23 protein-coding genes, 1 pseudogene and 1 riboswitch are annotated in these 21790 nt (G+C 63.5%); of the genes and pseudogenes, 13 read left to right on the top strand and 11 right to left on the bottom strand.

The genetic code is table 11. The features are described 5' to 3' along the window. Positions 1 to 8 precede the first annotated feature (8 nt). The 3 genes from tolQ to ydfG all read right to left on the bottom strand — a co-directional run bounded on the left by tolQ (position 9) and on the right by ydfG (position 2201). Positions 9 to 686, bottom strand: coding sequence for a protein TolQ (gene tolQ / locus DK391_RS34015; protein ID WP_012401829.1), 678 nt, complete (start codon positions 684 to 686; stop codon positions 9 to 11). 165 nt (positions 687 to 851) lie between these two features. Continuing rightward, positions 852 to 1331, bottom strand: coding sequence for a tol-pal system-associated acyl-CoA thioesterase (gene ybgC / locus DK391_RS34010; RefSeq protein WP_109482393.1), 480 nt, complete (start codon positions 1329 to 1331; stop codon positions 852 to 854). A gap of 123 nt (positions 1332 to 1454) precedes the next feature. After that, on the bottom strand, positions 1455 to 2201 hold the full coding sequence (ydfG, locus tag DK391_RS34005) for a bifunctional NADP-dependent 3-hydroxy acid dehydrogenase/3-hydroxypropionate dehydrogenase YdfG (RefSeq protein WP_109482392.1): 747 nt from the start codon (positions 2199 to 2201) through the stop codon (positions 1455 to 1457). Between the two features lie 202 nt (positions 2202 to 2403). Next, positions 2404 to 2518: riboswitch (ZMP/ZTP riboswitch) on the top strand. Between the two features lie 184 nt (positions 2519 to 2702). Between ydfG and glyA the strand changes: the two genes are divergently transcribed. The 7 genes from glyA (at position 2703) to DK391_RS33965 (ending at position 7416) form a co-directional block, all read left to right on the top strand. Then, entirely contained in the window at positions 2703 to 3950 is a 1248-nt protein-coding gene (glyA, locus tag DK391_RS33995) for a serine hydroxymethyltransferase (RefSeq protein WP_109482391.1), read from the top strand. 6 nt (positions 3951 to 3956) lie between these two features. Beyond that, positions 3957 to 4448, top strand: coding sequence for a transcriptional regulator NrdR (gene nrdR, locus DK391_RS33990; RefSeq protein WP_109482390.1), 492 nt, complete (start codon positions 3957 to 3959; stop codon positions 4446 to 4448). A 172-nt stretch (positions 4449 to 4620) separates the two neighbouring features. After that, a complete protein-coding gene (locus tag DK391_RS33985; protein ID WP_109482389.1) occupies positions 4621 to 5181 on the top strand; it encodes a GspH/FimT family pseudopilin in 561 nt (186 codons plus the stop codon). Then, positions 5178 to 5609 (top strand): prepilin-type N-terminal cleavage/methylation domain-containing protein, encoded by a 432-nt coding sequence (locus DK391_RS33980; protein WP_109482408.1) that lies wholly within the window; start codon positions 5178 to 5180, stop codon positions 5607 to 5609. Before DK391_RS33985 ends, DK391_RS33980 begins: the two co-directional genes overlap by 4 nt. Next, positions 5606 to 6439: a PilW family protein gene (locus DK391_RS33975; RefSeq protein WP_109482388.1), complete on the top strand. Its 834-nt coding sequence runs from the start codon at positions 5606 to 5608 to the stop codon at positions 6437 to 6439. The genes DK391_RS33980 and DK391_RS33975 overlap by 4 nt, the downstream gene beginning before the upstream one ends. Further along, positions 6436 to 6969: a pilus assembly protein gene (locus DK391_RS33970; protein ID WP_109482387.1), complete on the top strand. Its 534-nt coding sequence runs from the start codon at positions 6436 to 6438 to the stop codon at positions 6967 to 6969. Before DK391_RS33975 ends, DK391_RS33970 begins: the two co-directional genes overlap by 4 nt. A gap of 15 nt (positions 6970 to 6984) precedes the next feature. Continuing rightward, complete coding sequence (locus DK391_RS33965; protein ID WP_109482386.1) at positions 6985 to 7416, top strand: type IV pilin protein; 432 nt, start codon at positions 6985 to 6987, stop codon at positions 7414 to 7416. Between the two features lie 45 nt (positions 7417 to 7461). On the opposite strand, the gene DK391_RS33960 is transcribed toward DK391_RS33965, so the two are convergent. From DK391_RS33960 to DK391_RS33950, 3 genes are all read right to left on the bottom strand, one after another. Continuing rightward, positions 7462 to 7950: a DUF3318 domain-containing protein gene (locus DK391_RS33960; protein ID WP_109482385.1), complete on the bottom strand. Its 489-nt coding sequence runs from the start codon at positions 7948 to 7950 to the stop codon at positions 7462 to 7464. A 59-nt stretch (positions 7951 to 8009) separates the two neighbouring features. Continuing rightward, positions 8010 to 8393, bottom strand: coding sequence for a phage holin family protein (locus tag DK391_RS33955; protein ID WP_109482384.1), 384 nt, complete (start codon positions 8391 to 8393; stop codon positions 8010 to 8012). A gap of 160 nt (positions 8394 to 8553) precedes the next feature. Continuing rightward, positions 8554 to 8856, bottom strand: a complete 303-nt coding sequence (locus DK391_RS33950; protein ID WP_007584918.1) for a DUF883 family protein — start codon at positions 8854 to 8856, stop codon at positions 8554 to 8556. Positions 8857 to 9256: 400 nt separating this feature from the next. On the opposite strand from DK391_RS33950, the gene DK391_RS33945 reads away from it, so the two are divergent. Then, the gene (locus tag DK391_RS33945; protein WP_109482383.1) at positions 9257 to 9895 is read left to right on the top strand and encodes a peroxiredoxin; all 639 of its coding nucleotides are present in this window, start codon (positions 9257 to 9259) and stop codon (positions 9893 to 9895) included. 81 nt (positions 9896 to 9976) lie between these two features. On the opposite strand, the gene DK391_RS33940 is transcribed toward DK391_RS33945, so the two are convergent. Beyond that, positions 9977 to 11167, bottom strand: a complete 1191-nt coding sequence (locus DK391_RS33940) for an acyl-CoA dehydrogenase (protein ID WP_109482382.1) — start codon at positions 11165 to 11167, stop codon at positions 9977 to 9979. 121 nt (positions 11168 to 11288) lie between these two features. Between DK391_RS33940 and DK391_RS33935 the strand changes: the two genes are divergently transcribed. Further along, positions 11289 to 12104: an IclR family transcriptional regulator gene (locus DK391_RS33935; protein ID WP_109482381.1), complete on the top strand. Its 816-nt coding sequence runs from the start codon at positions 11289 to 11291 to the stop codon at positions 12102 to 12104. Positions 12105 to 12110: 6 nt separating this feature from the next. Here DK391_RS33935 and DK391_RS33930 read toward each other — a convergent pair whose 3' ends face one another. Further along, the gene (locus tag DK391_RS33930; protein ID WP_109482380.1) at positions 12111 to 12941 is read right to left on the bottom strand and encodes an EAL domain-containing protein; all 831 of its coding nucleotides are present in this window, start codon (positions 12939 to 12941) and stop codon (positions 12111 to 12113) included. 279 nt (positions 12942 to 13220) lie between these two features. On the opposite strand from DK391_RS33930, the gene DK391_RS33920 reads away from it, so the two are divergent. Genes DK391_RS33920 through fahA form a run of 3 tightly spaced genes read left to right on the top strand, consistent with a single transcriptional unit; the run spans position 13221 to position 17228 of the window. Beyond that, on the top strand, positions 13221 to 14579 hold the full coding sequence (locus DK391_RS33920; RefSeq protein WP_109482407.1) for an MFS transporter: 1359 nt from the start codon (positions 13221 to 13223) through the stop codon (positions 14577 to 14579). 19 nt (positions 14580 to 14598) lie between these two features. Beyond that, positions 14599 to 15921, top strand: a complete 1323-nt coding sequence (gene hmgA, locus DK391_RS33915; RefSeq protein ID WP_109482378.1) for a homogentisate 1,2-dioxygenase — start codon at positions 14599 to 14601, stop codon at positions 15919 to 15921. After that, complete coding sequence (fahA, locus tag DK391_RS33910) at positions 15918 to 17228, top strand: fumarylacetoacetase (RefSeq protein ID WP_162600974.1); 1311 nt, start codon at positions 15918 to 15920, stop codon at positions 17226 to 17228. Before hmgA ends, fahA begins: the two co-directional genes overlap by 4 nt. A 99-nt stretch (positions 17229 to 17327) precedes the next feature. On the opposite strand, the gene DK391_RS33905 is transcribed toward fahA, so the two are convergent. The 3 genes from DK391_RS33905 to DK391_RS33895 all read right to left on the bottom strand — a co-directional run bounded on the left by DK391_RS33905 (position 17328) and on the right by DK391_RS33895 (position 20808). After that, positions 17328 to 18485, bottom strand: a complete 1158-nt coding sequence (locus tag DK391_RS33905) for an MFS transporter (RefSeq protein WP_109482376.1) — start codon at positions 18483 to 18485, stop codon at positions 17328 to 17330. Positions 18486 to 18569: 84 nt separating this feature from the next. Beyond that, a complete protein-coding gene (locus DK391_RS33900; protein ID WP_109482375.1) occupies positions 18570 to 19727 on the bottom strand; it encodes an MFS transporter in 1158 nt (385 codons plus the stop codon). 214 nt (positions 19728 to 19941) lie between these two features. After that, a complete protein-coding gene (locus tag DK391_RS33895; protein ID WP_109482374.1) occupies positions 19942 to 20808 on the bottom strand; it encodes a crotonase/enoyl-CoA hydratase family protein in 867 nt (288 codons plus the stop codon). A 273-nt stretch (positions 20809 to 21081) separates the two neighbouring features. Between DK391_RS33895 and DK391_RS33890 the strand changes: the two are divergent. Further along, positions 21082 to 21606, top strand: a pseudogene (locus DK391_RS33890) (hypothetical protein); the annotation flags it as partial. Positions 21607 to 21790 lie beyond the last annotated feature (184 nt).

The following is a 21790-nucleotide window of genomic DNA, read 5'->3' as shown; positions in this document are numbered from 1 at the left end:
TGGACTCCTTAATGGGCCTGGCGTTGCAGGATGTTCGAGAACTCTTCGATGAAGGTTTCGAAGCGGATCGCGAGGCGATCGATATCGTGTGCGTAGCGGTTGTACGCGACCACGGCGGGAATCGCGGCGAACAGGCCGATGGCCGTTGCCGTCAGCGCTTCGGCAATGCCGGGCGCGACGTTCGCAAGCGTAGCCTGCTGGACGTTTGCGAGGCCGCGGAATGCGTTCATGATCCCCCACACCGTGCCGAACAGACCGATATACGGGCTGACCGAACCGACCGACGCGAGAAACGCGAGATTCGCTTCGAGCACGTCCATTTCACGCTGGAACGCAGCGCGCATGGCGCGACGCGCGCCGTCGAGAATCGCGCCCGGATCGTTGATCCGCTTTTCCTTGCCCTTCAGGAATTCACGCATGCCCGACTCGAAAATACGTTCGAGCGCGCCGATGGTGTGGCGGTTGTTCGCGGCGCTTTGATACAGCGCCTGCAGGTCGCCGCCCGACCAGAAATCGCGTTCGAAACGCTCAGTCTGCGCCCGCGCGCGACGGATCGCAAACCACTTGCGGAAGATGAAAGTCCACGACATCAGCGACAGCAGCAACAGCAGCGCCATCACCGCCTGCGCGAGCAGACTCGCGTTGAGAACAAGGGAAATGATCGACAGATCTTGTGTAGTGTTCATAGAGGTTCGTTGTAACGTCCCGGGTGGGGCGTCCGGCTGCAAGTCGAATCGAAGCGTTCGGTAGGCAATCAGTTGGCAAACCGGAAGCTTCGGCAAGTACTTCGCCGAACCATGCTTGGTCTTGTTGTGACCGTTACGAGTTCACTGTCCAGGTAACAACGGCACTTAAATACCTGCCGTTGACACGCTGGCGCCGTTTGAGCCCGGTTCGCGCCGCAACGCGGCATGAACTGGCGGAGGAATGGCGGCCGGCTTCATCGATGCCGAATCGACACAGCCGACGCGGATCGTGCCCGTTGCCAGCAGCGTGTCGTCGCGCCAGGCTTCCTGAACGAAATCGACCGACGCGCGGCCAAGCCGCTCGATCCGGCTGACGATGCGCAGCATGTCGTCGAGCCGCGCCGGCGCGCGATAGTCGAGTGCCGTACTGCGCACGACGAACAGCGCGCCCGTCTCTTCAGCCAGCCTGCGCTGATCGACGCCGCACGCGCGCAGCCATTCGGTGCGCGCACGCTCGAAAAACTTCAGGTAGTTCGCGTAAAACACGATGCCGCCGGCGTCGGTGTCTTCGTAATACACGCGAATCGGCCAGATGAAGCCGATTTCCGCGCCAGACTGACTATCAGACATATTCATGGCGCGCATTTTACCGGAATGCAAAAGCGCGCCGCATTTTTAGGCACATTCGTGTTCACACGGGTTCGTGCCGGGCGACGCGCGCCGCATCCTGATCCGGCGATCCAGGTCAGCGCGGCGCGCCCGCGACGCCTAGCCCCGGTGAATGTTCAGCCCGGCAAACGACTGCGCGACAGGCATCAGCTCGATCGTATTGATGTTGACGTGCGCGGGGCGCGTCGCGATCCAGTAGATCGAATCGGCGATGTCTTCGGCCGTGAGCGGCTGGACGTTCTGATACACGTTCGCCGCTTTTTCGTCGTCGCCACGGAAACGTACGTTCGAAAACTCGGTGCCGCCGCACAGGCCCGGCTCGATGTCTGTCACGCGAACGGGCGTGCCATGCAGGTCGGCGCGCAGATTCAGGCTGAACTGACGCACGAATGCCTTGGTTGCGCCGTACACGTTGCCGCCCGGATACGGGTACATCCCCGCGACCGAGCCGAGATTGAACACATGTCCGCGGCTGCGCTCGATCATGCCCGGCAGGAACGCGCGCGTGACCTGCACGAGGCCCGTGCAGTTGGTGTCGATCATCGTCGTCCAGTCGTCGAGCTCGGCGCGCTGCGCCGGTTCGAGGCCAAGCGCGAGGCCGGCGTTGTTGACCAGCACGTCGACGGCGGCGAAGTCGGCGGGCAGGGCGGCGGGTACGGCCTCGACGGCGGCGCGGTCACGCACGTCGAGTTCGAACGGCAGCAGGTTGTCGCCGAGCTCGTCGGCGAGTGCCTGCAGGCGGTCCTTGCGGCGCGCGGTCGCGACGACGCGATGGCCGCCTTTCACAAAAGCACGGGCGATAGCGGCGCCGAAGCCGGCGGACGCCCCGGTGACGAACACGATCATTGCTGTTCCCTGGTCGGTGGAGAAAGGCCACAAGCCTACTTCCAATGGCGCGATGCGGCAAGAATGACCCCGCCGCGCGAAGGCGCGTTCGGGCGCGTCACAGGGCGCCCTCAGCCCAGTAAGGACGGGGCTTCCAGCGGCGGGCAGGGCGCGCCCGTGCGTCCGGTTGCCTATTCGACCCGGTTCCAATAAACTAACGCGCTCATCCCTGCGTGACTGGCGATAGAACCCCATGCTGTCAAGCCTGACGGGTTCAAGGTGGAGCGTCCCACCGTGAAGCGCAGGGTGCCGTTTTGCCGTTCGCCTGGGCAGCCATGTTTCGCGCGCGCCGTCGTTTGCGCTGCCGGTGGTTGTCCTGACTCGCGTGTGCGGCACCTCCTTCATACGCCACGTCAAGGCTCCCACCATCAGCAGTGGCCAGCAGTGCTGCGTACCCAATACGCATCCGGCACACGACCTGCGCACGATCCGGTCAACCTGAACACACATAACGGAACCAGCATGTTTGACAGAGCCCAAAGCACCATCGCCAACGTCGATCCGGAAATCTGGAACGCCATCCAGGACGAAAACCGCCGTCAGGAAGAGCACATCGAACTGATCGCGTCGGAAAACTACACGAGCCCGGCCGTGATGGCCGCACAGGGCTCGCAGCTCACCAACAAGTACGCCGAAGGCTACCCCGGCAAGCGCTACTACGGCGGTTGCGAATACGTCGACGTGGTCGAGCAGCTCGCCATCGACCGTGTGAAGCAGCTGTTCGGCGCCGAAGCCGCGAACGTCCAGCCGAACTCGGGTTCGCAGGCCAACCAGGGCGTGTTCTTCGCCATGCTCAAGCCGGGCGACACGATCATGGGCATGAGCCTCGCGCACGGCGGCCATTTGACGCACGGCTCGCCCGTCAACATGTCGGGCAAGTGGTTCAACGTGGTCAGCTACGGCCTGAACGAAGCCGAAGACATCGACTACGAAGCCGCTGAGAAACTCGCTCAGGAACACAAGCCGAAGATCATCGTCGCGGGCGCATCGGCGTTCTCGCTGCGCATCGACTTCGAACGTCTGTCGAAGATCGCGAAGTCGGTCGGCGCGTATCTGATGGTCGACATGGCTCACTACGCCGGTCTGATCGCCGCGGGCGTGTACCCGAACCCGGTGCCGTTCGCCGATTTCGTCACGACCACCACGCACAAGAGCCTGCGCGGCCCGCGCGGCGGCGTGATCCTGATGAAGGCGGAGTTCGAAAAGCAGATCAACTCGGCGATTTTCCCGGGCATCCAGGGCGGTCCGCTGATGCACGTGATCGCCGGCAAGGCTGTCGCGTTCAAGGAAGCGCTCGCTCCAGAATTCAAGGACTATCAGCAACGCGTCGTCGAGAACGCACGCGTGCTGGCTGAAACGCTCGTCAAGCGCGGTCTGCGTATCGTGTCGGGCCGTACGGAAAGCCACGTGATGCTGGTCGACCTGCGCGCGAAGAAGATCACGGGCAAGGCAGCGGAAGCAGCACTGGGCGCGGCGCATATCACCGTGAACAAGAACGCGATCCCGAACGATCCGGAAAAGCCGTTCGTGACGAGCGGTGTGCGTCTGGGCTCGCCGGCAATGACGACGCGTGGCTTCGGCCCGAAGGAAGCCGAGCAGGTCGGCAACCTGATCGCCGACGTGCTGGACAACCCGGAAGACACGGCCACCATCGAGCGCGTGCGCGCCCAGGTTGCCGAGCTGACGCAACGTTTCCCGGTCTACCGCTAAGCCGCCATGCGCTGCCCCTTCTGCCGGCACGACGACACGCAGGTCGTCGATTCGCGTGTGTCCGAAGACGGCGCCGCGATCCGGCGCCGCCGCCGCTGCCCGGCCTGCGACAAGCGTTTCACGACGTACGAGCGGGTCGAGCTGGCGTTGCCCTCGGTGGTGAAGAAGGACGGCAGCCGCACGGAATTCGATCGCCGCAAGATTGTTGCGAGCATGCAACTGGCGCTGCGCAAGCGTCCCGTTGCAGCCGACGCGGTGGATGCCGCCGCGTCGCGCATCGAATATCAACTGCTCGGTAGCGGCGAGCGCGAAGTGCGCAGTGAAAAGCTGGGCGAGCTCGTGATGAACGAGTTGCGCGCGCTCGACACCATTGCGTACGTGCGCTTCGCCTCCGTCTACCGGCGTTTCGAAGATGTCTCCGAGTTCGAAGACGTCATCGAAGAATTCCGCCGGATGAACGCTCCGGCCGCACCCGCGAAGCCTGCTCGCAAGCGCTGATTGTTCGCGCTTCCGCATTTTTTCTCCCTGAAGTTTTCCCACGAATTCATCTGATGCACGGGCATTCTCGTGCAGGGATTCGTGCGTCCGCCACCTGGCCATCCGGCTAATTGTGGGCGTTGCCGCGCACCCGTAGAGTCATCGCATTCTTGGTTCAAATCGAGGAATGCTAATGAAACGGGATGTTCATACGCGGCGCACGTGCCGCGCGTTCACGCTGTTCGAAACACTGGTCGTGGTGACGTTGCTGGCGATCGTCGCGACGTTGACGGTACCCTCGTTTGCCGCGTGGCGTATGCGGGATCAGGTCGACGCGCGCGCACGTGCGCTGTTGTCCACGCTCAGTTACGCACGCGGTGAGGCGTTGCGGCGCGGTGCGCGTGTCACACTGTGCCGGGTCGATGCAGCACATCACTGTCTCGCTTCGGGGCAACCGTGCAAAACGGGCGTGATCGACTGGTCGTGTGGATGGGCCGTGATGATCGAACGATCAGGCGGTTTCGTTCCGCTGCGTGTACAGCCGGATCTCGCGTCCGTCAGTGTTGTCGGAGCGCTCACCAATCTCACCTTCACGCCGCCAGCCGGTCAGGCCAACGGCAGTTTTCGCAGCTTCGATATTGGCCCGCGTGTCGAGTCGAAGGCGACGCAAGGCAAGGACTGGCGGCGCTGCATCCGTATCGCAGCGGGTGGACGGGCGCGTATCGTCGATGGCGCATGCGGAGCGACGGCATGACGCGCGCTTATATTCCCTTGCAACGTGGTCAATCGTTGATCGAAGTGCTGATCGCAGTGGGGGTGACGGCTGTCACCGTGCTAGGTCTGATTGCCCTGCAGCTATCGATTGCGCGCAGTGCGCGAGCGGCGTCCTATCGCGAGCAGGCTGCGCTCGTTGCCGATGCGATTGCCGAGGCAGCGCGCGCGCCGAATCCCAACGACGCCGCGCTGAATCAATGGAAGCTGCGCGCCGCGAGTCTGCTGCCCAAGGGCGATGCCAGCATCAGCGGCGCCGACGTGTCGCTCGCGCGCGTGACGTGGGCGTGGCAGGACAGCATGCCGCGCAACACGTCGAACCCCGCCGATATGATCGACTCGCCCGCGCCTTGCGGTGAGGCCGATGTGCCGAACGGTGTGCAATGCGTCGTCGTGGCGTTTTCCCGATGAAGCCGCGAGTTTTTCTGTTCGTCCCTGCACGCGACGCGCACGCATGGATCGGCCACACGCTGCTCGAAATGACGATCGCGATGGCGCTCGGCCTGATCGTCACCGCGAGCGCGGTATCGCTGTATCACTCGCAGCGAATCGCCTTCACGCAATCCGCCGACACGGCGCAGATCAACGATGCAGCGATGACTGCGCTGACGTTGATCGGCGAGCAGTTGCAGATGGCGGGCTTCGTTCCCGCCGATATGCCCGCTTCGTTTGTGTCCAGGCCCGCGCTGTTCGGTTGCTCGGGCGGCAGGCCAGTCGGCGCGGACGACACGCTCACGTGCGAATCGCTGGCGACACATTCGGATGGCGTCGCGGTCCGCTACGTTGCCGATGGCGTATCGACATGGCTGTCCACCGCGGGCCTCGCGACGGATTGCCTCGGGCAGGGCGTGACAAAAGCGGATGCGGACGCGCCCGGCGTGGCCATCGTGAACCGCTTCTACGCCAAAACGAGTGGAGCGACGGGCGAGCCCGAACTCTACTGCGAAGGCAGCGGCAAGGCCAACTCGTCGCAGCCGCTTGTGGAGGGCGTCGAGCGCGTGCGGTTGCGGTATTGGCTGACTGGTGGGACATCGGCGGTCGATGCCGCGGCGCTTGCGCCCGCGCAATGGGCGAGCGTAGTCGCCGTCGATGTGTGCGTGCTCGTGCGCGGCGCACCCCAGACGGCGCCGACGCGCTATGTCGATTGCGACGGCGTTTCGACGATCGGCAGCGACGCGCGCGTGAGACGTGCATTCTGGCGGCGCGTTGCTATACGCAATAGCGAGGTATCGACGACATGACGACTGCGCATGGCAGACAGCACCGACGTCGGCATCCGCATATCCGTGAACAGGGCATCGCGCTGCCCGTCGTGCTGCTGATTGCAGCGATGATGCTCGCGACGTCGGCAGCATGGTTCGAGCAGACAGTGGTTGCCGCGCGAAACGCAGCAGGCATGGCTGATCATCTGATCGCGCTGCACGCAGCAGATGCTGCGCTGACGACATGTGCACGCGGCGTGATCGGCGGCGCACTCGTGAGCATGACGGTTGTGAACAGCGAACCCACCGGCTGGAAGTCGCAGGCGACGTTCGAATCCAATGCGGTTGCAGCCTTTGCATCGTGGCCTGCAACGCTATCGTTTCGCGCGCCGCAGTGCCTGATCGAAAGCTGGCAACTGACGAACCGCGTGAACAAACAGGCCTTTCTCATCACCGCGCGAGGCTACGGCCGCAATGTGGATTCGCAGGCGTGGCTGCAACTGCAGATGGTGATTGACGGCGGTAAGGTCGAAAAGCATTGGCGTCGCGTTACTGCGCGCCCATTCTGAGGAAACAGATAAGCAATGCACGTCCTCACGAAACCTGGCACGCTCGCGTTTTCGCTGCTCGAACTGATCGTCGCGCTGGCGATCGCGGCAACACTTGCTGCATTCGCGATTCCGTCCTATCGCAGCCATATCGCGAAAGCGCACAGAACGGATGCAGCGTCGGCGCTTTATCGCGCGGCGCAGTTTGCCGAGTCGGCTGCTCATGTGGACGGTGCGTCGTTACCATCCGGTCTCGATCAGGCGCCGCAAGGAGGAAGGGCGGTCTATCGGCTGCGAATCTTGCCCGCCGACGATTCGAACGGTGGCTATGCGCTGGAAGCGCAGCCGCTGGACAGCGGCCCGATGGCCGACGACTTATGCGGCACCTTCATACTCGACGCGACGGGCGCAAAGTCCAACCGCGGCCCGGCAAGCACCGACTCCGACGATTGCTGGAGCGCGCGATAGATGATGAAAGAGCGATGTGATGAAAGAAAACGATTTGAGGCCCGATCAGGGCGGACTCATATCGGCATCATCGGATCTTACGGCGGCAGTCGAACCCGTAGTCTTGCCCGACTCGCGCTTCACCTGCTGGTAGATCCGATACGCCTCCCACGCGGCGAGGCCGACGCTGCCCCACTTGAACACCGGCTTTGCGGTCGCGAACACGGTGTTGCGGATCGGTTTGGCGAGCACCAGCGAAGCGATCGAACTGATCAGCGGATACTCCTTCAGCAGCGCGCCGATCCCGCCCGCAGCAACGCCGCGCTTGCGTGCCCACGGCATCGAGCCAGCAAAACCCGGCACGATGAACTTGAGCCAGCTGAAATGCGTGACGGCGCTGCGCAGTTCGAGGGTGGCCTGTGCGAGTTCCATGCGTTCGACGTCCGCGCGCACGATCAGCAGTTCCTTGCGCAAGGCGCGCAGATGCGGCGCGCTCAGATCTTTGGCGGTCGGTCGGCGGCTGCGATAGGCGTTATCGGAATGGACCTGGCTCATAGAATCGCTTTGATCGGAATCGGTAGGCGGAATAGATGGCGGCAACAGGTGCGCAGTGTTCAGCGCTTACGGAAGATCTCGCGATCTTTCTCGAACTCGTTGAGCGTGGCTTCGAAGATCATCGGCGCATTGCGCAAACCGCTGCGCGCGCGCAGCGCACAGCCGATGGCCGCGACTGCATAGACGATCGTGATGCCTGCCAGTGCCTGCCAGCGGTAAGTGTCCCAGAACGCAATCGCGACCAGCGCGGTCAGCGCGATGAGCGCCATCGTCGCCAGCATCATGGCGGCGAGGCCCATGAACAGCACCATCAGCAGCCGGTCTTTTTCTTCGGCCAGCTCGATGCCGATCAGTTCGAGCCGCGTTTGCAGGATCGAAAAGAACGAACTGAGAATGCGCCGCAATGGCCCGCGGTCCCCGCTCTGCGTTTGTGTATCGATCATGGCTTAAGCGTGTTGCGCGCGAGGGTGCGCGAAGAAGGCGCGGACAGGGCGCGCGCGCCCGTCCGCTTGTCAGCGAAGCGAACCGGCCGCTGTGCTACGCAGCCGGCGGCTTCACGCGCGTTGCTTGTTGCGTCTGCTTGCTGCTCCGTCAACTGCCGCGTTACTTGCGGTTGATGAGCAAGCCGACCAGCACGCCGACACCGGCTGCAATGCCGATCGATGCCCACGGATGTTCGTGGACGTAATCGTCGGTGGCGCGAGCGGCCTTTTTGCCTTTCTCGACCACCACGACCTGCACGTCGGCTGCCTTTTCCTTCGCCTGCTTGAGACGCGAGAGCGCCGTCTCGCGCAGCTCAGAAGCGCGTTCGCCCGTGGCGCTCGCGGCCTGCTTCAGCAGATCTTCCGCGTCTGCGAGTACGGTTTTGATATCCGACATCAATCTCTCCTTGTTGACTTCCGACATTGACTGCTCCCTTCGTGCACGTAACGCGTGAATCGTAAACCAAAGAAACGTCCGCTGGCGAGCCAGCAGACCTTACGACCGACCGTGCGCTCATGGGCTGCGCGCAGTGCACGCAGTTATCTGAACGCGGTCGCATGAAGCGTTCCCGAACGTCACAGACGTTTCATCTTGCCTGCTCCGACCTGTCCCGCTCCCTGTATTGCAGAGCACGCCATCGTTTGATGGAGTTGATCTGTCCCGTTAAGTTTCGTACATCGGCGAGAAAATTACAAAACCAGATAAGCGTTGCTGCCAATGTTCGTTAGAGGTGCACGGCCTCGTCCCGTATGCTCTAATTTGAACCCCTCGTCCGGCGGACGGGCGAATCCGAATCATTCGAACAACTTCAAGGAGCTGCACCATGAGTCTACGTCTTGGCGATGTCGCACCCGATTTCGAGCAGGAGTCGAGCATTGGCCGTATCAGGTTCCACGAATGGCTGGGCGACAGCTGGGGCGTCCTGTTCTCGCACCCGGCCGACTTCACGCCTGTCTGCACGACGGAACTCGGTCTGACCGCGAAGCTCGCGAGCGAGTTCGAGAAGCGCAACGTGAAGACGATCGCATTGTCCGTCGACAGCAAGGAATCGCACAGCGAATGGATCAAGGACATCAACGAGACGCAGGCTGCGAGCGTCGGCTTCCCGATTCTCGCTGACGGCGACCGCAAGGTGTCGGAACTGTACGACATGATCCACCCGAATGCGAACGCCACGTTGACGGTCCGCTCGCTTTTCATCATCGATCCGAGCAAGAAGGTTCGCCTGATCATCACGTATCCGGCGAGCACGGGCCGAAATTTCGACGAAGTGCTGCGCGTGATCGACTCGCTGCAACTGACGGACAACTATCAGGTCGCGACGCCCGGCAACTGGAAGCATGGCGACGATGTGGTCATCGTGCCGTCGCTGAAGGACGAGGAAGAGATCAAGCGCAAGTTCCCGAAGGGCTACAAGGCGCTGCGTCCGTATCTGCGCATGACGCCGCAGCCGAACAAGTAAGCTTTTACGGCGTATCTGGCGCAAACAAAAAGCCCGTGTTCTCACGAACGCGGGCTTTTTTGTGGCGTGAACCTGAGCGCGTCAGAAGAACGCCTGAATCCCCGTTTGCGCGCGTCCGAGAATCAGCGCGTGAATATCGTGCGTGCCTTCGTACGTGTTCACGACTTCCAGATTCACCAGATGCCGCGCCACGCCGAACTCGTCCGAAATGCCGTTGCCGCCCAGCATGTCACGCGCCATGCGCGCGATGTCGAGCGACTTGCCGCACGAATTGCGCTTCATGATCGATGTGATTTCGACGGCGGCCGTGCCTTCGTCTTTCATGCGGCCCAAACGCAGCACGCCTTGCAGGCCGAGCGTGATTTCCGTCTGCATGTCGGCGAGGTTTTTCTGGATCAGCTGGTTCGCGGCGAGCGGACGGCCGAACTGCTTGCGGTCGAGCGTGTACTGACGCGCGGTGTGCCAGCACGCTTCCGCGGCGCCGAGCGCGCCCCATGCAATGCCATAGCGCGCCGAGTTCAGGCAGGTGAACGGACCACGCAAGCCCTTTACGCCCGGCATCAGGTTTTCTTCCGGCACGAACACTTCATCGAGCACGATCTCGCCGGTGATCGACGCACGCAGGCCGACCTTGCCGTGGATCGCCGGCGCGCTCAAGCCCTTCCAGCCTTTCTCGAGAATGAAGCCGCGAATCTCGTCCTTGCCGTCGGTGTCGAGCTGCGCCCACACGACGAACACGTCCGCGATCGGCGAGTTGGTGATCCACATCTTCGAACCCGACAGCGAATAGCCGCCGTCAACCTTCTTCGCCCGCGTGACCATGCTGCCCGGATCGGAGCCGTGGTTCGGCTCGGTCAGCCCGAAGCAGCCGATCCATTCGCCTGAAGCGAGCTTCGGCAGATACTTGTCTTTCTGCGCGTCGGAGCCGAATTCGAAGATCGGGACCATCACCAGCGACGACTGTACCGACATCATCGAGCGATAGCCCGAATCGACGCGTTCCACTTCGCGCGCGATCAGCCCGTAGCTGACGTAGTTGAGGCCGGGGCCGCCGTACTGCTCGGGAATGGTCGGGCCGAGCAGGCCCAGTTCGCCCATTTCGCGAAAGATCGTCGCGTCCGTCTTCTCGTGACGGAATGCTTCGAGCACGCGCGGCGCGAGCTTGTCCTGCGCGTACGCCTGCGCGGCGTCGCGCACCATGCGTTCTTCTTCCGTGAGCTGCTGGTTCAGGAGCAGCGGATCTTCCCAATTGAACTGTGCGGCGGCTGCCATGGACGTATCTCCTATACCGACCGGCATAGGGCATGTCGTGCCTCGATCCGGTCTCACACTTGACTTGAGTTCCGCTCTGCGAAACAATGTTTTGCAAAACGACGGTTGAGTGTAGCACCCCATGTCCAAACCTGCATCCACAACTTCCCCAACATCCGTCTCGGCGGGTGTGTCCGAACCCGTCGACGAGCGCAAGTTCGTCGTCGCGCTGGCGCGCGGTCTGGATCTGCTGCGCGCGTTCCGGCCGGGCGAGACCTTGCTTGGCAATCGCGATTTCGTCGAGCGCACGGGCTTGCCGAAAGCGACGGTGAACCGGCTCGCGTACACGCTCACCGTGCTCGGCTATCTGCGCTTCGACGAAACGCTCGGCAAGTACGCGCTCGACGCGGGCGTGCTGTCGCTCGGTTTCGCGCTGCTGTCGGGCACCGATACGCTCGAACTCGCGCGCCCGCACATGCGCAACTTCGCGCGCGAGGTCGGCGCGGCCGTGTCGCTTGGATGCCGCGACGGACTCGACATGATCTATCTGGAGACGATCCGCAGCGAGACGGCCCTCACGCTCGGCCTTGCCTCCGGCTCGAAACTGTCGATGCTGACAAGCTCGATGGGCCGCGCGTATCTCGCCGTCCAGCCCGCCGACGTGCGTACCGCGCTGCTCGTCGAACTGCAACGGGCAGCCGGCGATGAAGGCGACGAACTGGTCGCGCAGGCGCAAAAGGAAATCGGGACTTACGCAGAAGAAGGCTGCTGCTATTCGTTCCGCGACTGGCACGACGATGTGAACGCCGTCGCCGTGCCGTTCAGCGATCCGCGCGACGGGCGTCTGCTGGTGCTGAGCTGCAGCGGCCCGGCGTCGTCGATGGGGGAGAGCGTGTTCAGGGAGCGCGTCGCGCCGCGTCTCAAAGCGCTGGCGCGTCGCCTGGGCGACAGCCCATAAGGAGTCTCAGGCCGTCCGGTTCTCGTGCACGACGAACAAGGATCCCTGCACGAAGCGCACGTCGTATTGCTGAAGCGCATCGAACTGCGCTTCCGTTGTCACGCGATTGAAGATCAACGGAATTTTTAGCCGATTCGCATAGCTGACCAACGGCTTCACCATCGAATCGCGCAACGCCGACGCGGCGTCCATCTTCACGAAATCCAGTCTTGCCATCTCCGACACGGACAGGATCTGTCCTGCATTGGGCAGATTCCCCGCGACCTTGAATCCATAGTGCTGATAGCTCTTGGTCAGATAGCCAAGAAACGTCTTATGCGCGACGGCTGCCGGCGGCAGCTCGATCACGACCCGCGACGGATTCAACCCAAACGACATCAGCACAGCCGAGAAATGTCTGCCGTGATCGTAGCGCACGCTTTTCAGCAGGCGCTCGTGCACGCGCAGGAACAGCAGGCCGTGCCGCTGCGGACCGAAGAAATTGATCGCGTGCATCGCGCGCGACATGCGGTCGAGCGCGACCAGTTGCTGATCGTCGGGGACGTGATCGAACGGATCGAAGCTGTCTAGCGGCGTGCCGTCGACCAGCTGCGTGATCGCCTGGACGCCGAGTTCATCGCCGAAACGGTCCGCACTGTCCGGCGACGACGACAGCGACTGCGCGAGCGCATGCACCGTGATGTCGAAGATCGGCTCGTAACTGCTGCCCAGCTCGACGTCGCCGTAAGTGGCAATCGCCTCGCCGCTGCGTGCGCCGCTGCCCATCCTCAGATGCTCGCCGAGAAACGGGTGAGTGGAAGCGCGTTCGACGAGTTCGGAAATGGTCAACGGAATCATGAATGCGTGGAGAGCGGAGGGGGATCGCGGCAGAGGCCGCACGACTCGATGGTAGCAGCGGCCGCCGCCCTTTCATGCACCAAATACTGATATGGATTTCGCCATTCGTGTGGCGATCCCTGTTCAACCGAGGGTTTACGTTAATTTCACTAATCATAATCTGTTTTACTATTCGTAAATTCATGCTGCCGGGATGGGATGCGGCGACAGCGGTCGGTTAGCCGATGCGTGTCGCTTCGTCTCGCGTGCAGCCTTTCCCTCGTTATGCAGGAAGCGAAGATGAGCGATTCCCTCCATTCCGCCGATGTGATCGAAGTCGAGAGCGCGCTGGCCAACGCGCACCGGCCCGCATTCCAGCTGATGCTGCTCGTGCTGTGCGCGCTGTGTCTGGTGATCGACGGATTCGATGCGCAGGCGATGGGCTACGTCGCGCCGAGCGTGATCGGCGAATGGCAGGTATCGAAAGCGGCGCTCGGTCCGGTGTTCAGTGCCAGCCTGTTCGGCATGCTGCTTGGCGCGCTCGGCTTGTCGGTGCTGGCGGACCGGATCGGGCGGCGTCCCGTGCTGATCGGCTCGACGTTCTTCTTTGCGCTGGCGATGCTCGCCACGCCGTTCGCGTCGACCATTCCCGCGCTGATCGCGCTGCGCTTCATCACCGGGCTGGGTCTCGGCTGCATCATGCCGAACGCAATGGCGCTGGTCGGCGAGTTCTCGACGCCCGCCCACCGCGTCAAACGGATGATGCTGGTGTCGTGCGGCTTCACGCTGGGCGCGGCCATCGGCGGCTTCATCAGCGCCGCGCTGATTCCCGCGTATGGCTGGCGCGCGGTATTCTGGGTCGGCGGCGCGGTGCCGCTCGTGCTGGGCTTCGCGATGCTCATGGCACTGCCCGAATCGCTGCAGTTCCTCGTGCTGAAGGGCCGTGACGAACGCGCGCGGCAATGGCTGGCGAAGTTCGATCCGTCGTTGAACGTCGGTCCCGGCACGCGTCTCGTCGTGCGCGAAAAAGCCGATGGCGGCGCACCCGTTGCCGAACTGTTCCGCGCTGGACGTGCGCCCGTCACGCTGATCCTGTGGGGCATCAGCTTCATGAATCTGATCGACCTGTACTTCCTGTCGAACTGGCTGCCGACCGTGATGCGCGACGCCGGCTATTCGCCGTCCACGGCCGTGATCGTCGGCACGGTGCTGCAGACGGGCGGCGTGATCGGCACGCTGCTGCTCGGCTGGTTCATCGAGAGATTTGGTTTTGTGCGCGTGCTGTTCGCCTGCTTCGCGCTGGGCGCGGTGAGCGTCGGCGCCATCGGCGCGGTATCGCATGCGCTCGCGTGGCTGCTGGTTGCGGTATTCGCGGGCGGCTTCTGCATCGTCGGCGGGCAGCCGGCTGTGAACGCGCTCGCCGGACATTTCTATCCCACTACCTTGCGCTCGACGGGCATCGGCTGGAGCCTCGGCATTGGCCGGATCGGCTCGGTGATCGGACCGCTGGTCGGCGGGCAACTGATTGCGCTCAACTGGAGCAACGCGCAGCTGTTCCACGCTGCCGCCTTGCCCGTGCTGTGTTCCGCCGCGCTGGTGCTGACGCTCGCCGTCGCCACCCGGCAGCGTGGCGGTCCGGCCAAAGCGCAGACCGTTTGAGATTCATCGGAGACTTTGCATGGAATCATCCACAAGACGCGAAATCCAGCCGGGCTATCAGTCCGGTTTCGCCAACGAATTTGCCACCGAGGCCTTGCCCGGCGCGCTGCCGCAAGGCCGCAACTCGCCGCAGCGTGCACCGTATGGCCTGTACGCCGAGCAGTTGTCGGGCACGGCATTCACGGCGCCGCGCGGCCATAACCGCCGTTCGTGGCTGTACCGCATCCGTCCGGCGGCCGTGCATCAGCCGTTCACGGCGCTGCCGTCGCACAAGCTGGTCGCGAATTTCGCCGACGTGCCGCCGACACCGCCCAACCAGCTGCGCTGGGATCCGCTGCCGATGCCGTCCGAACCGACGGATTTCATCGACGGCTGGGTGACGATGGCGGGCAACGGCGCGGCGGAAGCGATGAACGGTTGCGCGATTCACGTGTATGCGGCCAACCAGTCGATGCAGGACCGCTTCTTCTACAACGCCGACGGCGAACTGCTGATCGTGCCGCAGGCCGGGCGTCTGGCGATCTTCACGGAACTGGGCAAGCTGGATGTCGAGCCGTTTGAGATCGCGGTGATTCCGCGCGGCGTGCGGTTTTCCGTGTCGCTGCCAGACGGCAAGGCGAGCGGTTATATCTGCGAGAACTTTGGCGCGCAGTTGCGCTTGCCGGATCTCGGGCCGATCGGCTCGAACGGTCTCGCGAATCCGCGCGATTTCCTGACGCCGCACGCCGCGTACGAAGATCGCGAAGGCGATTTCGAACTGGTCGCGAAACTCAACGGCCATCTGTGGCGCGCGGACATCGGCCATTCGCCGCTCGACGTGGTCGCGTGGCACGGCAACTATGCGCCGTACAAGTACGACCTGCGCCACTTCAACACGATCGGCTCGATCAGCTTCGACCACCCGGACCCGTCGATTTTCCTCGTGCTGCAGGCGCAGAGCGACACGCCGGGCGTCGATACGATCGACTTCGTGGTCTTCCCGCCGCGCTGGCTCGCGGCCGAAGATACGTTCCGCCCGCCCTGGTTCCATCGCAATGTCGCGAGCGAGTTCATGGGCCTCGTGCACGGCGCGTACGACGCGAAGGCGGAAGGCTTTGTGCCGGGCGGCGGAAGCCTTCATAACTGCATGTCGGGCCATGGCCCGGATGCCGATACCTTCGAGAAGGCATCGAATAGCGACACCAGCAAGCCGCACAAGGTCGACAACACAATGGCCTTCATGTTCGAAACGCGCACGCTGCTCAAGCCGACGCGTTTCGCGCTCGAAACGGCGCAGTTGCAGGCGCATTACTTCGAATGCTGGCAAGGTCTCAAGAAACACTTCAATCCGGAGCAACGATGAACGCATCGAGCGATCTTCAGGCGACACTCGACGCGTCGCGCAAAAGTTGGGTCGAATCGGCTAACGAACCGTCCTGCGATTTCCCGATCCAGAATCTGCCGTTCGGCATTTTCAGCGACGCGCTGAATACGACGCGCCGCGCGGGCGTCGCGATTGGCGACTGCATCGTCGATCTGGCCGCGCTTGAAAGCGCGGGTCTGCTGACGGTGCCGTCATCGGGCGCGGGCGATAGCGTGTTCGTGCGCGACGCGCTGAACGATTTCATCGCACTCGGCCGCGATACGTGGCGCAGCGTGCGCATCCAGTTGAGCAAGCTGCTGTCGCGCGATCACGCGGCACTGCGCGACGACGCCGAACTGCGCAACCGCGCGCTGATCCGCCAGTCGCACGCGGCGCTGCATCTGCCCGTGCAGATTCCTGGCTACACGGATTTCTATTCGTCGAAGGAGCACGCGACGAACGTCGGTTCGATGTTCCGCGATCCGAAGAATGCGCTGCTGCCGAACTGGTCGGAGATTCCGATTGGGTACAACGGGCGCGCGTCTTCCGTGGTGGTGAGCGGCACGCCTGTGCGCCGTCCGAATGGCCAGCTGAAGTTGCCGGATCAGGAGCGGCCGGTTTATGGCGCGTGCCGCAAGCTGGATATCGAACTGGAGACGGGTTTCGTCATCGGTCGCGGCAATGCGCTTGGCGATCCGATTGCGTGTGAAGACGCGGAGAATCACATTTTCGGCATGGTGCTGCTGAACGACTGGAGCGCCCGCGACATCCAGCAATGGGAATACGTGCCGCTCGGGCCGTTCAACGCGAAGACCTTCGGCACGACCATCTCGCCGTGGATCGTCACGCTCGATGCGCTCGAACCGTTCCGTGTCGCGCAGCCGGTGCAGGATCCGCAGCCGCTCGAGTATCTGCGTCACGGCGGCGAGCATGCGTTCGACATTTCGCTCGAAGTGCTGCTCAAGCCGCAAGGCGCCAAGGAAGCGACGACGATTTCACGCACCAACTTCCGCCATATGTACTGGACGATGGCGCAGCAGTTAGCGCATCACACGGTGTCGGGCTGCAATACGCGCGTCGGCGATCTGATGGGTTCGGGCACGATCAGCGGTCCGACCGAGGATTCGTGCGGCAGCCTGCTCGAGATGACCTGGAGCGGCAAGAATCCGCTGCAACTGAAGGAGGGCGGCACGCGCGCGTTCATCGAAGACGGCGACGAACTGACGCTCGTGGGCTGGTGGCAGGGCGAGGGTTATCGCGTGGGCTTTGTTACGTGCGTCGGCGAGATTTTGCCGGCGCATCAGTGAAGCCGTAGCGTGACAGGCTGCGTCGCGTTCATGTCGAACGTGACGCGCATGTGACTGAAAACCGCGCGGGGTGCTGCAACCCGCGCGGTTTTTTTGTGATCAGGACGCCGCGCTCGCTACGCCGCGCCGCTTCTCCCACAGCACCGCCGCGAGAAACGCGAGCGCACTCGCGAGCACCACGGCGATCATCGCGTCGTTGCCGACGCTCTTCATCAACGCGCCCGCGCTCAACGGCCCGCCGAAACTCGCGATACTCCACGACGCGCCGACCAGCGAACGCGCCGACACCAGCGCCACGCCGCGAAAGCGCTCGCCGCACGCCACCAGCGACAGCGTATAGATCGCGCCCGCCGCCGCGCCGAGCACGTAGAGCAGCGGCCAGCACAGCCACGCGTGCTGCACGGCCCACGGCAGCAGCGGCAGCAGCACGACCACCAGCACCGCACAACCGATATGCACGCGCTCGCGCCCCAGTCGATCCGCGAGCCAGCCGATGGGGAACTGCATCGTCGTGTCGCCGAGCAGCAAAGCCGATGCGAACAGCACCGCGACTTCCGTCGGAATGCCATGCGACATGGCGAACAGCGGCATCAGCGATAGCGCGATCGTGTCGAACAGCGCGAAAAAGCCAGTGCCGATCACGAGCGCGGGCATTTGCGGCAGGACGTGACGCCAGCTGCCGTGCGGCTCGTGTTCGTCATGCGCGTGCGGGGCGGAGCGGATCATCGACAGCACGGGCAGCGCGATCAGAAAAATCGCGCCGCAGATCAGAAAGCGCCAATGCTCGAACTGCGCGATCTGACTGACCAGCACCGGACCGGCCATCTGGAACAGCGTGAAGTTGGTCGCATAGATCGCGACGACGCGGCCACGCGAGGCATCGTCGGCGAGTTGATTGACCCATGCTTCGCCGATGGTGAAGAGCAGCATCAGCGCCGCGCCGCACAGCATGCGCAGCACGGCCCAGACGAAGGGATTGGCGGTGACCTGCATCAGCGCAGTGGCCACGGCGACGATCAGCACCGAGCCGATGATCGCGTGGCGCCCACCGCAGCGCGCGGCGATCCAGCCGGCGACGGGCACGATGAACAGCCCGCCGCCCGCCTGCGCGGCCGTCAGCAGGCCGACCACGTCGGTGCCGTAGCCCGCTTGCGTCAGCGCGAGGGCGGTGAGAGGGAGCGTTGCGCCGCTGCCGAGGCCGACCACGGCCACACTCAGGATCAGCGCGAGGAAATCACGGGAGAAGACGACTTTCATATCGGGCGAGATGCTACACCGCCCGCATGTCAGATGCACCTTGCGATGGCAGGGTGCAGGCTTCGAGTATGTTGCCTCGTGTGCTTATCCCGCAACCGGCAGACGCCGGTCGAGCGACACCGACCACCACGTCAGCGCGACGGCAGCCGCCGCCGTCAGCACGCCGACCCACGGCAGCGACGTGAGCGGGGCGCCGGCGCCGATCGCCATGCCACCGAGCCACGCGCCCGTTGCATTGCCGAGGTTGAAGGCGCCCTGATTGAGCGTCGAGGCCAGATTCGGCGCGCTGCTCGCGCGATCGACGATCAGCATCTGCAGCGGCGGCACGATCGCGAACGCGAGCACGCCCCACAGGAAAATCGTGATCATCGCGGGGATTTCGCTGTGCATCGTCATCGCGAAGATGGAGAGGATCGCGACGATAGCCAGCAGGAACGACAGCAGCGACTGCACCGGGCGCCAGTCGGCGAGCTTGCCGCCGATTGTGCTGCCCACCGTCAGCCCGAGGCCGAACAGCAGCAGCACCATGGTGACCGCGTGCGGCGTGAAGCCCGTGACGTCTTCGAGAATCGGCGTGATGTAGGTGAAGGTCGAGAACAGGCTCGCCGACGCCAGCACACTCGTGCCGAGCACCATCAATACCTGCGGGTTCTTCAGCACCGTGAATTCGTGGACGAGGCTCGCCTTCTGCATCTCGATCTTCGACGGCAGACACACTGCGAGCGCGATGGCCGCGATCACGCCGATGCCCGTCACGGCCCAGAAGGTTGCGCGCCAGCCGACGGCCTGGCCGAGCGCGGTGCCGAGCGGCACGCCGAGCACGTTGGCGAGCGTGAGGCCGGTGAACATCAGCGCGATGGCCTGCGCGCGGCGGTTCGGCGCAACGAGGCCGGCTGCCACCACCGAGCCGATGCCGAAGAACGCGCCGTGGCAGAACGCCGTGACGATGCGCGCGGCCATCAGCACCGCGTAGCCCGGCGCGATCGCGCACAGCAGGTTGCCGAGAATGAAGATGCCGATCAGGCTCATCAGCGCTTTCTTGCGCGGCATGTTCGCCACCGCGATGGCGACGATCGGTGCGCCGATCGTCACGCCGAGCGCGTATGCCGACACCAGCATGCCCGCTGCCGGAATCGACACGCTCAGGTCGCGCGCGACATCGGGTAGCAGCCCCATGATGACGAATTCGGTGGTACCGATTCCGAACGCGGCGACGGCAAGGGCAAGCAGGGGCAAAGGCATGATGGGACTTTCACGGGAGGATCGCGGCGGCGGGCGAATGGGCCGTTCGCGCTGCCTGCGCGCGCTTCGGGACGAGAGCGCGGGCGCCGGTCAGGGTAAATCAGTAGGGAATTCTACCTAAATCAATATGACTGTGCGTTCTGCTTCGCACACTGTTGTATTTCGTCGATTGCCCGGCGATGTCGCGCCCATCTCGCATCGAAAAACCCTTAATTCAAGGGACATTTTTATCCGGGCTGTGATCGAGACGGGTGCCGTGACGGCCCGCTCCCGCAGCGAATGCAGCCGCTCCCGCCACGCCTTGCGAGAACACCGCCGCGTAGCCGCCGGCGCCTTCGCGGCGCAGCGCTTCGGGCAGATCGTCGAGCGGCGAGTTGTCGTAGACCGAACGGCGGTCGGCGAGCAACGCGGCTTGCGGGAACGCCGCCAGTTCGGCTGCAAGCCGCTCGGCAGCGGCGCGCGCCGTGCCTGCCGGTACGACGCGATTGGCGAGTCCGAATGCCAGCGCCTCATCGGCGGTGACGGCGCGGCCTGTCAGGATCAGATCGAGCGCACGCGACTGGCCGATCAGACGCGGCAGCCGGATCGTGCCGCCATCGATCAGCGGAATGCCTACGCGCCGGCAAAACACGCCCAGCACGGCGTCCGCTTCGACCACGCGCAGATCGCACAGCGCGGCGAGTTCGAGTCCGCCCGCCACTGCATGACCTGCAATCGCCGCGATCACGGGTTTGGTGAACATCATGCGCGTCGGTCCCATCGGTCCGGGTCCGCTGCCGTCGGCGTGCAATTCGTTGCGCCGCTCGTCGTCTTGTAGGGCAGTGAGGTCTGCGCCCGCGCAGAACGTGCCGCCGGCGCCCGTCAGTACGGCGGCGCGCCATGCGTCGTTGGCTTCGAAGCGGCGGAACGCGGCTGAAAGCGCTTCCGCTGTCGGACGATCGATGGCATTGCGACGCGCCGGCCGGTCGATGACGATCGTCGCGACGGCATCGAGCGGGAGAGCAGCTTGCTGATTCTGTGCAGTTGGGTTTTTTTGTGCAGTTTCGATTCGCACGAATTCTCCAAACTGTTCGCTAGCCATCGTTTTCTCCGCTGCGAGTTACGCTGCAACATCTAGACTGGAAGACAAGCACTGAAAAAAAGTGGCGACGTGTGCGGCGACACCCTAAAGAACCGCGCAAAACGACCGCTAAAGCAGCAAGCAACAGCCTGCGCAACGATGCGTGGCGACCGGATGGCGATGCAGCGCGAATCGCTTGTCGATAAGTCACGTGGTTTTAACAATCGCCTCGTAGCTTAGGCGAATTTTGAACAGCCAGGGCGCGCGCACGCACCGGCGCATGGAGTACGCCCAATGTCCACATTGATGGAACTACCGACCACGCCTTCCACGGCAGCGCCGTCTCCCAGCAACGAGCCAGTCTGGATCGTTCCGCTGCACGAGCATCCTCCCTATGGCCACGTGCGGCTGAAGCGCGTCTTCACGACGGATGGCACGCGGCACCAGGTCGTGCTGGTCGACGCGCGCAAGCTGCTCGCCTGTGCCGACCGCGACGATACCGACTATGTGTTGCCGCCTGTGCACGAGTGGCATCAGGGGAAGGTGCGCGGTATTCGCGAGTTTCTCGATCCTTCCAACGCGCGGATTCCGCAGATGCCTTATGTGACGATTTCGACGCGGCGTGCGCCGGGGTTGCTGGGGTTACTGCGGCTGGAGCATGAAGGCGTTGTTGCGTTTCGTAACGGGCAGCATCGTGCGAGGTATATGCTCGCCGCGGGCGCTGTGTGGTTTCCCGTTGAGGTGCATGAGCGTGAGGTGGCGTTGCTGCGGCAGTATTGCGGGGCGTCGGATGATGCGCGGACAGCGTTGAGGCCGACTGCGTCGGTGGGGATGGGTGAGGGTTTGGTTTTGGTTTTGGTTTTGGTTTTGGGTTTGGTTTTGGTTTTGGTTTTGCTGGCATCCGCGATTTGGTATTGGTGCTTCATGCGTCGCCCCTGTGCGGGGCAGCACCTACTTTTCTTTGCCGCGGCAAAGAAAAGTAGGCAAAAGAAAGCCGCTGAAC

The sequence above is a fragment of the Paraburkholderia sp. C35 genome, assembly GCF_003121405.1.
Classification (GTDB): Bacteria; Pseudomonadota; Gammaproteobacteria; order Burkholderiales; family Burkholderiaceae; genus Paraburkholderia.
Note: the sequence above shows the minus strand (reverse complement) of the source record. Positions and strands in the feature narration are given on the sequence as shown.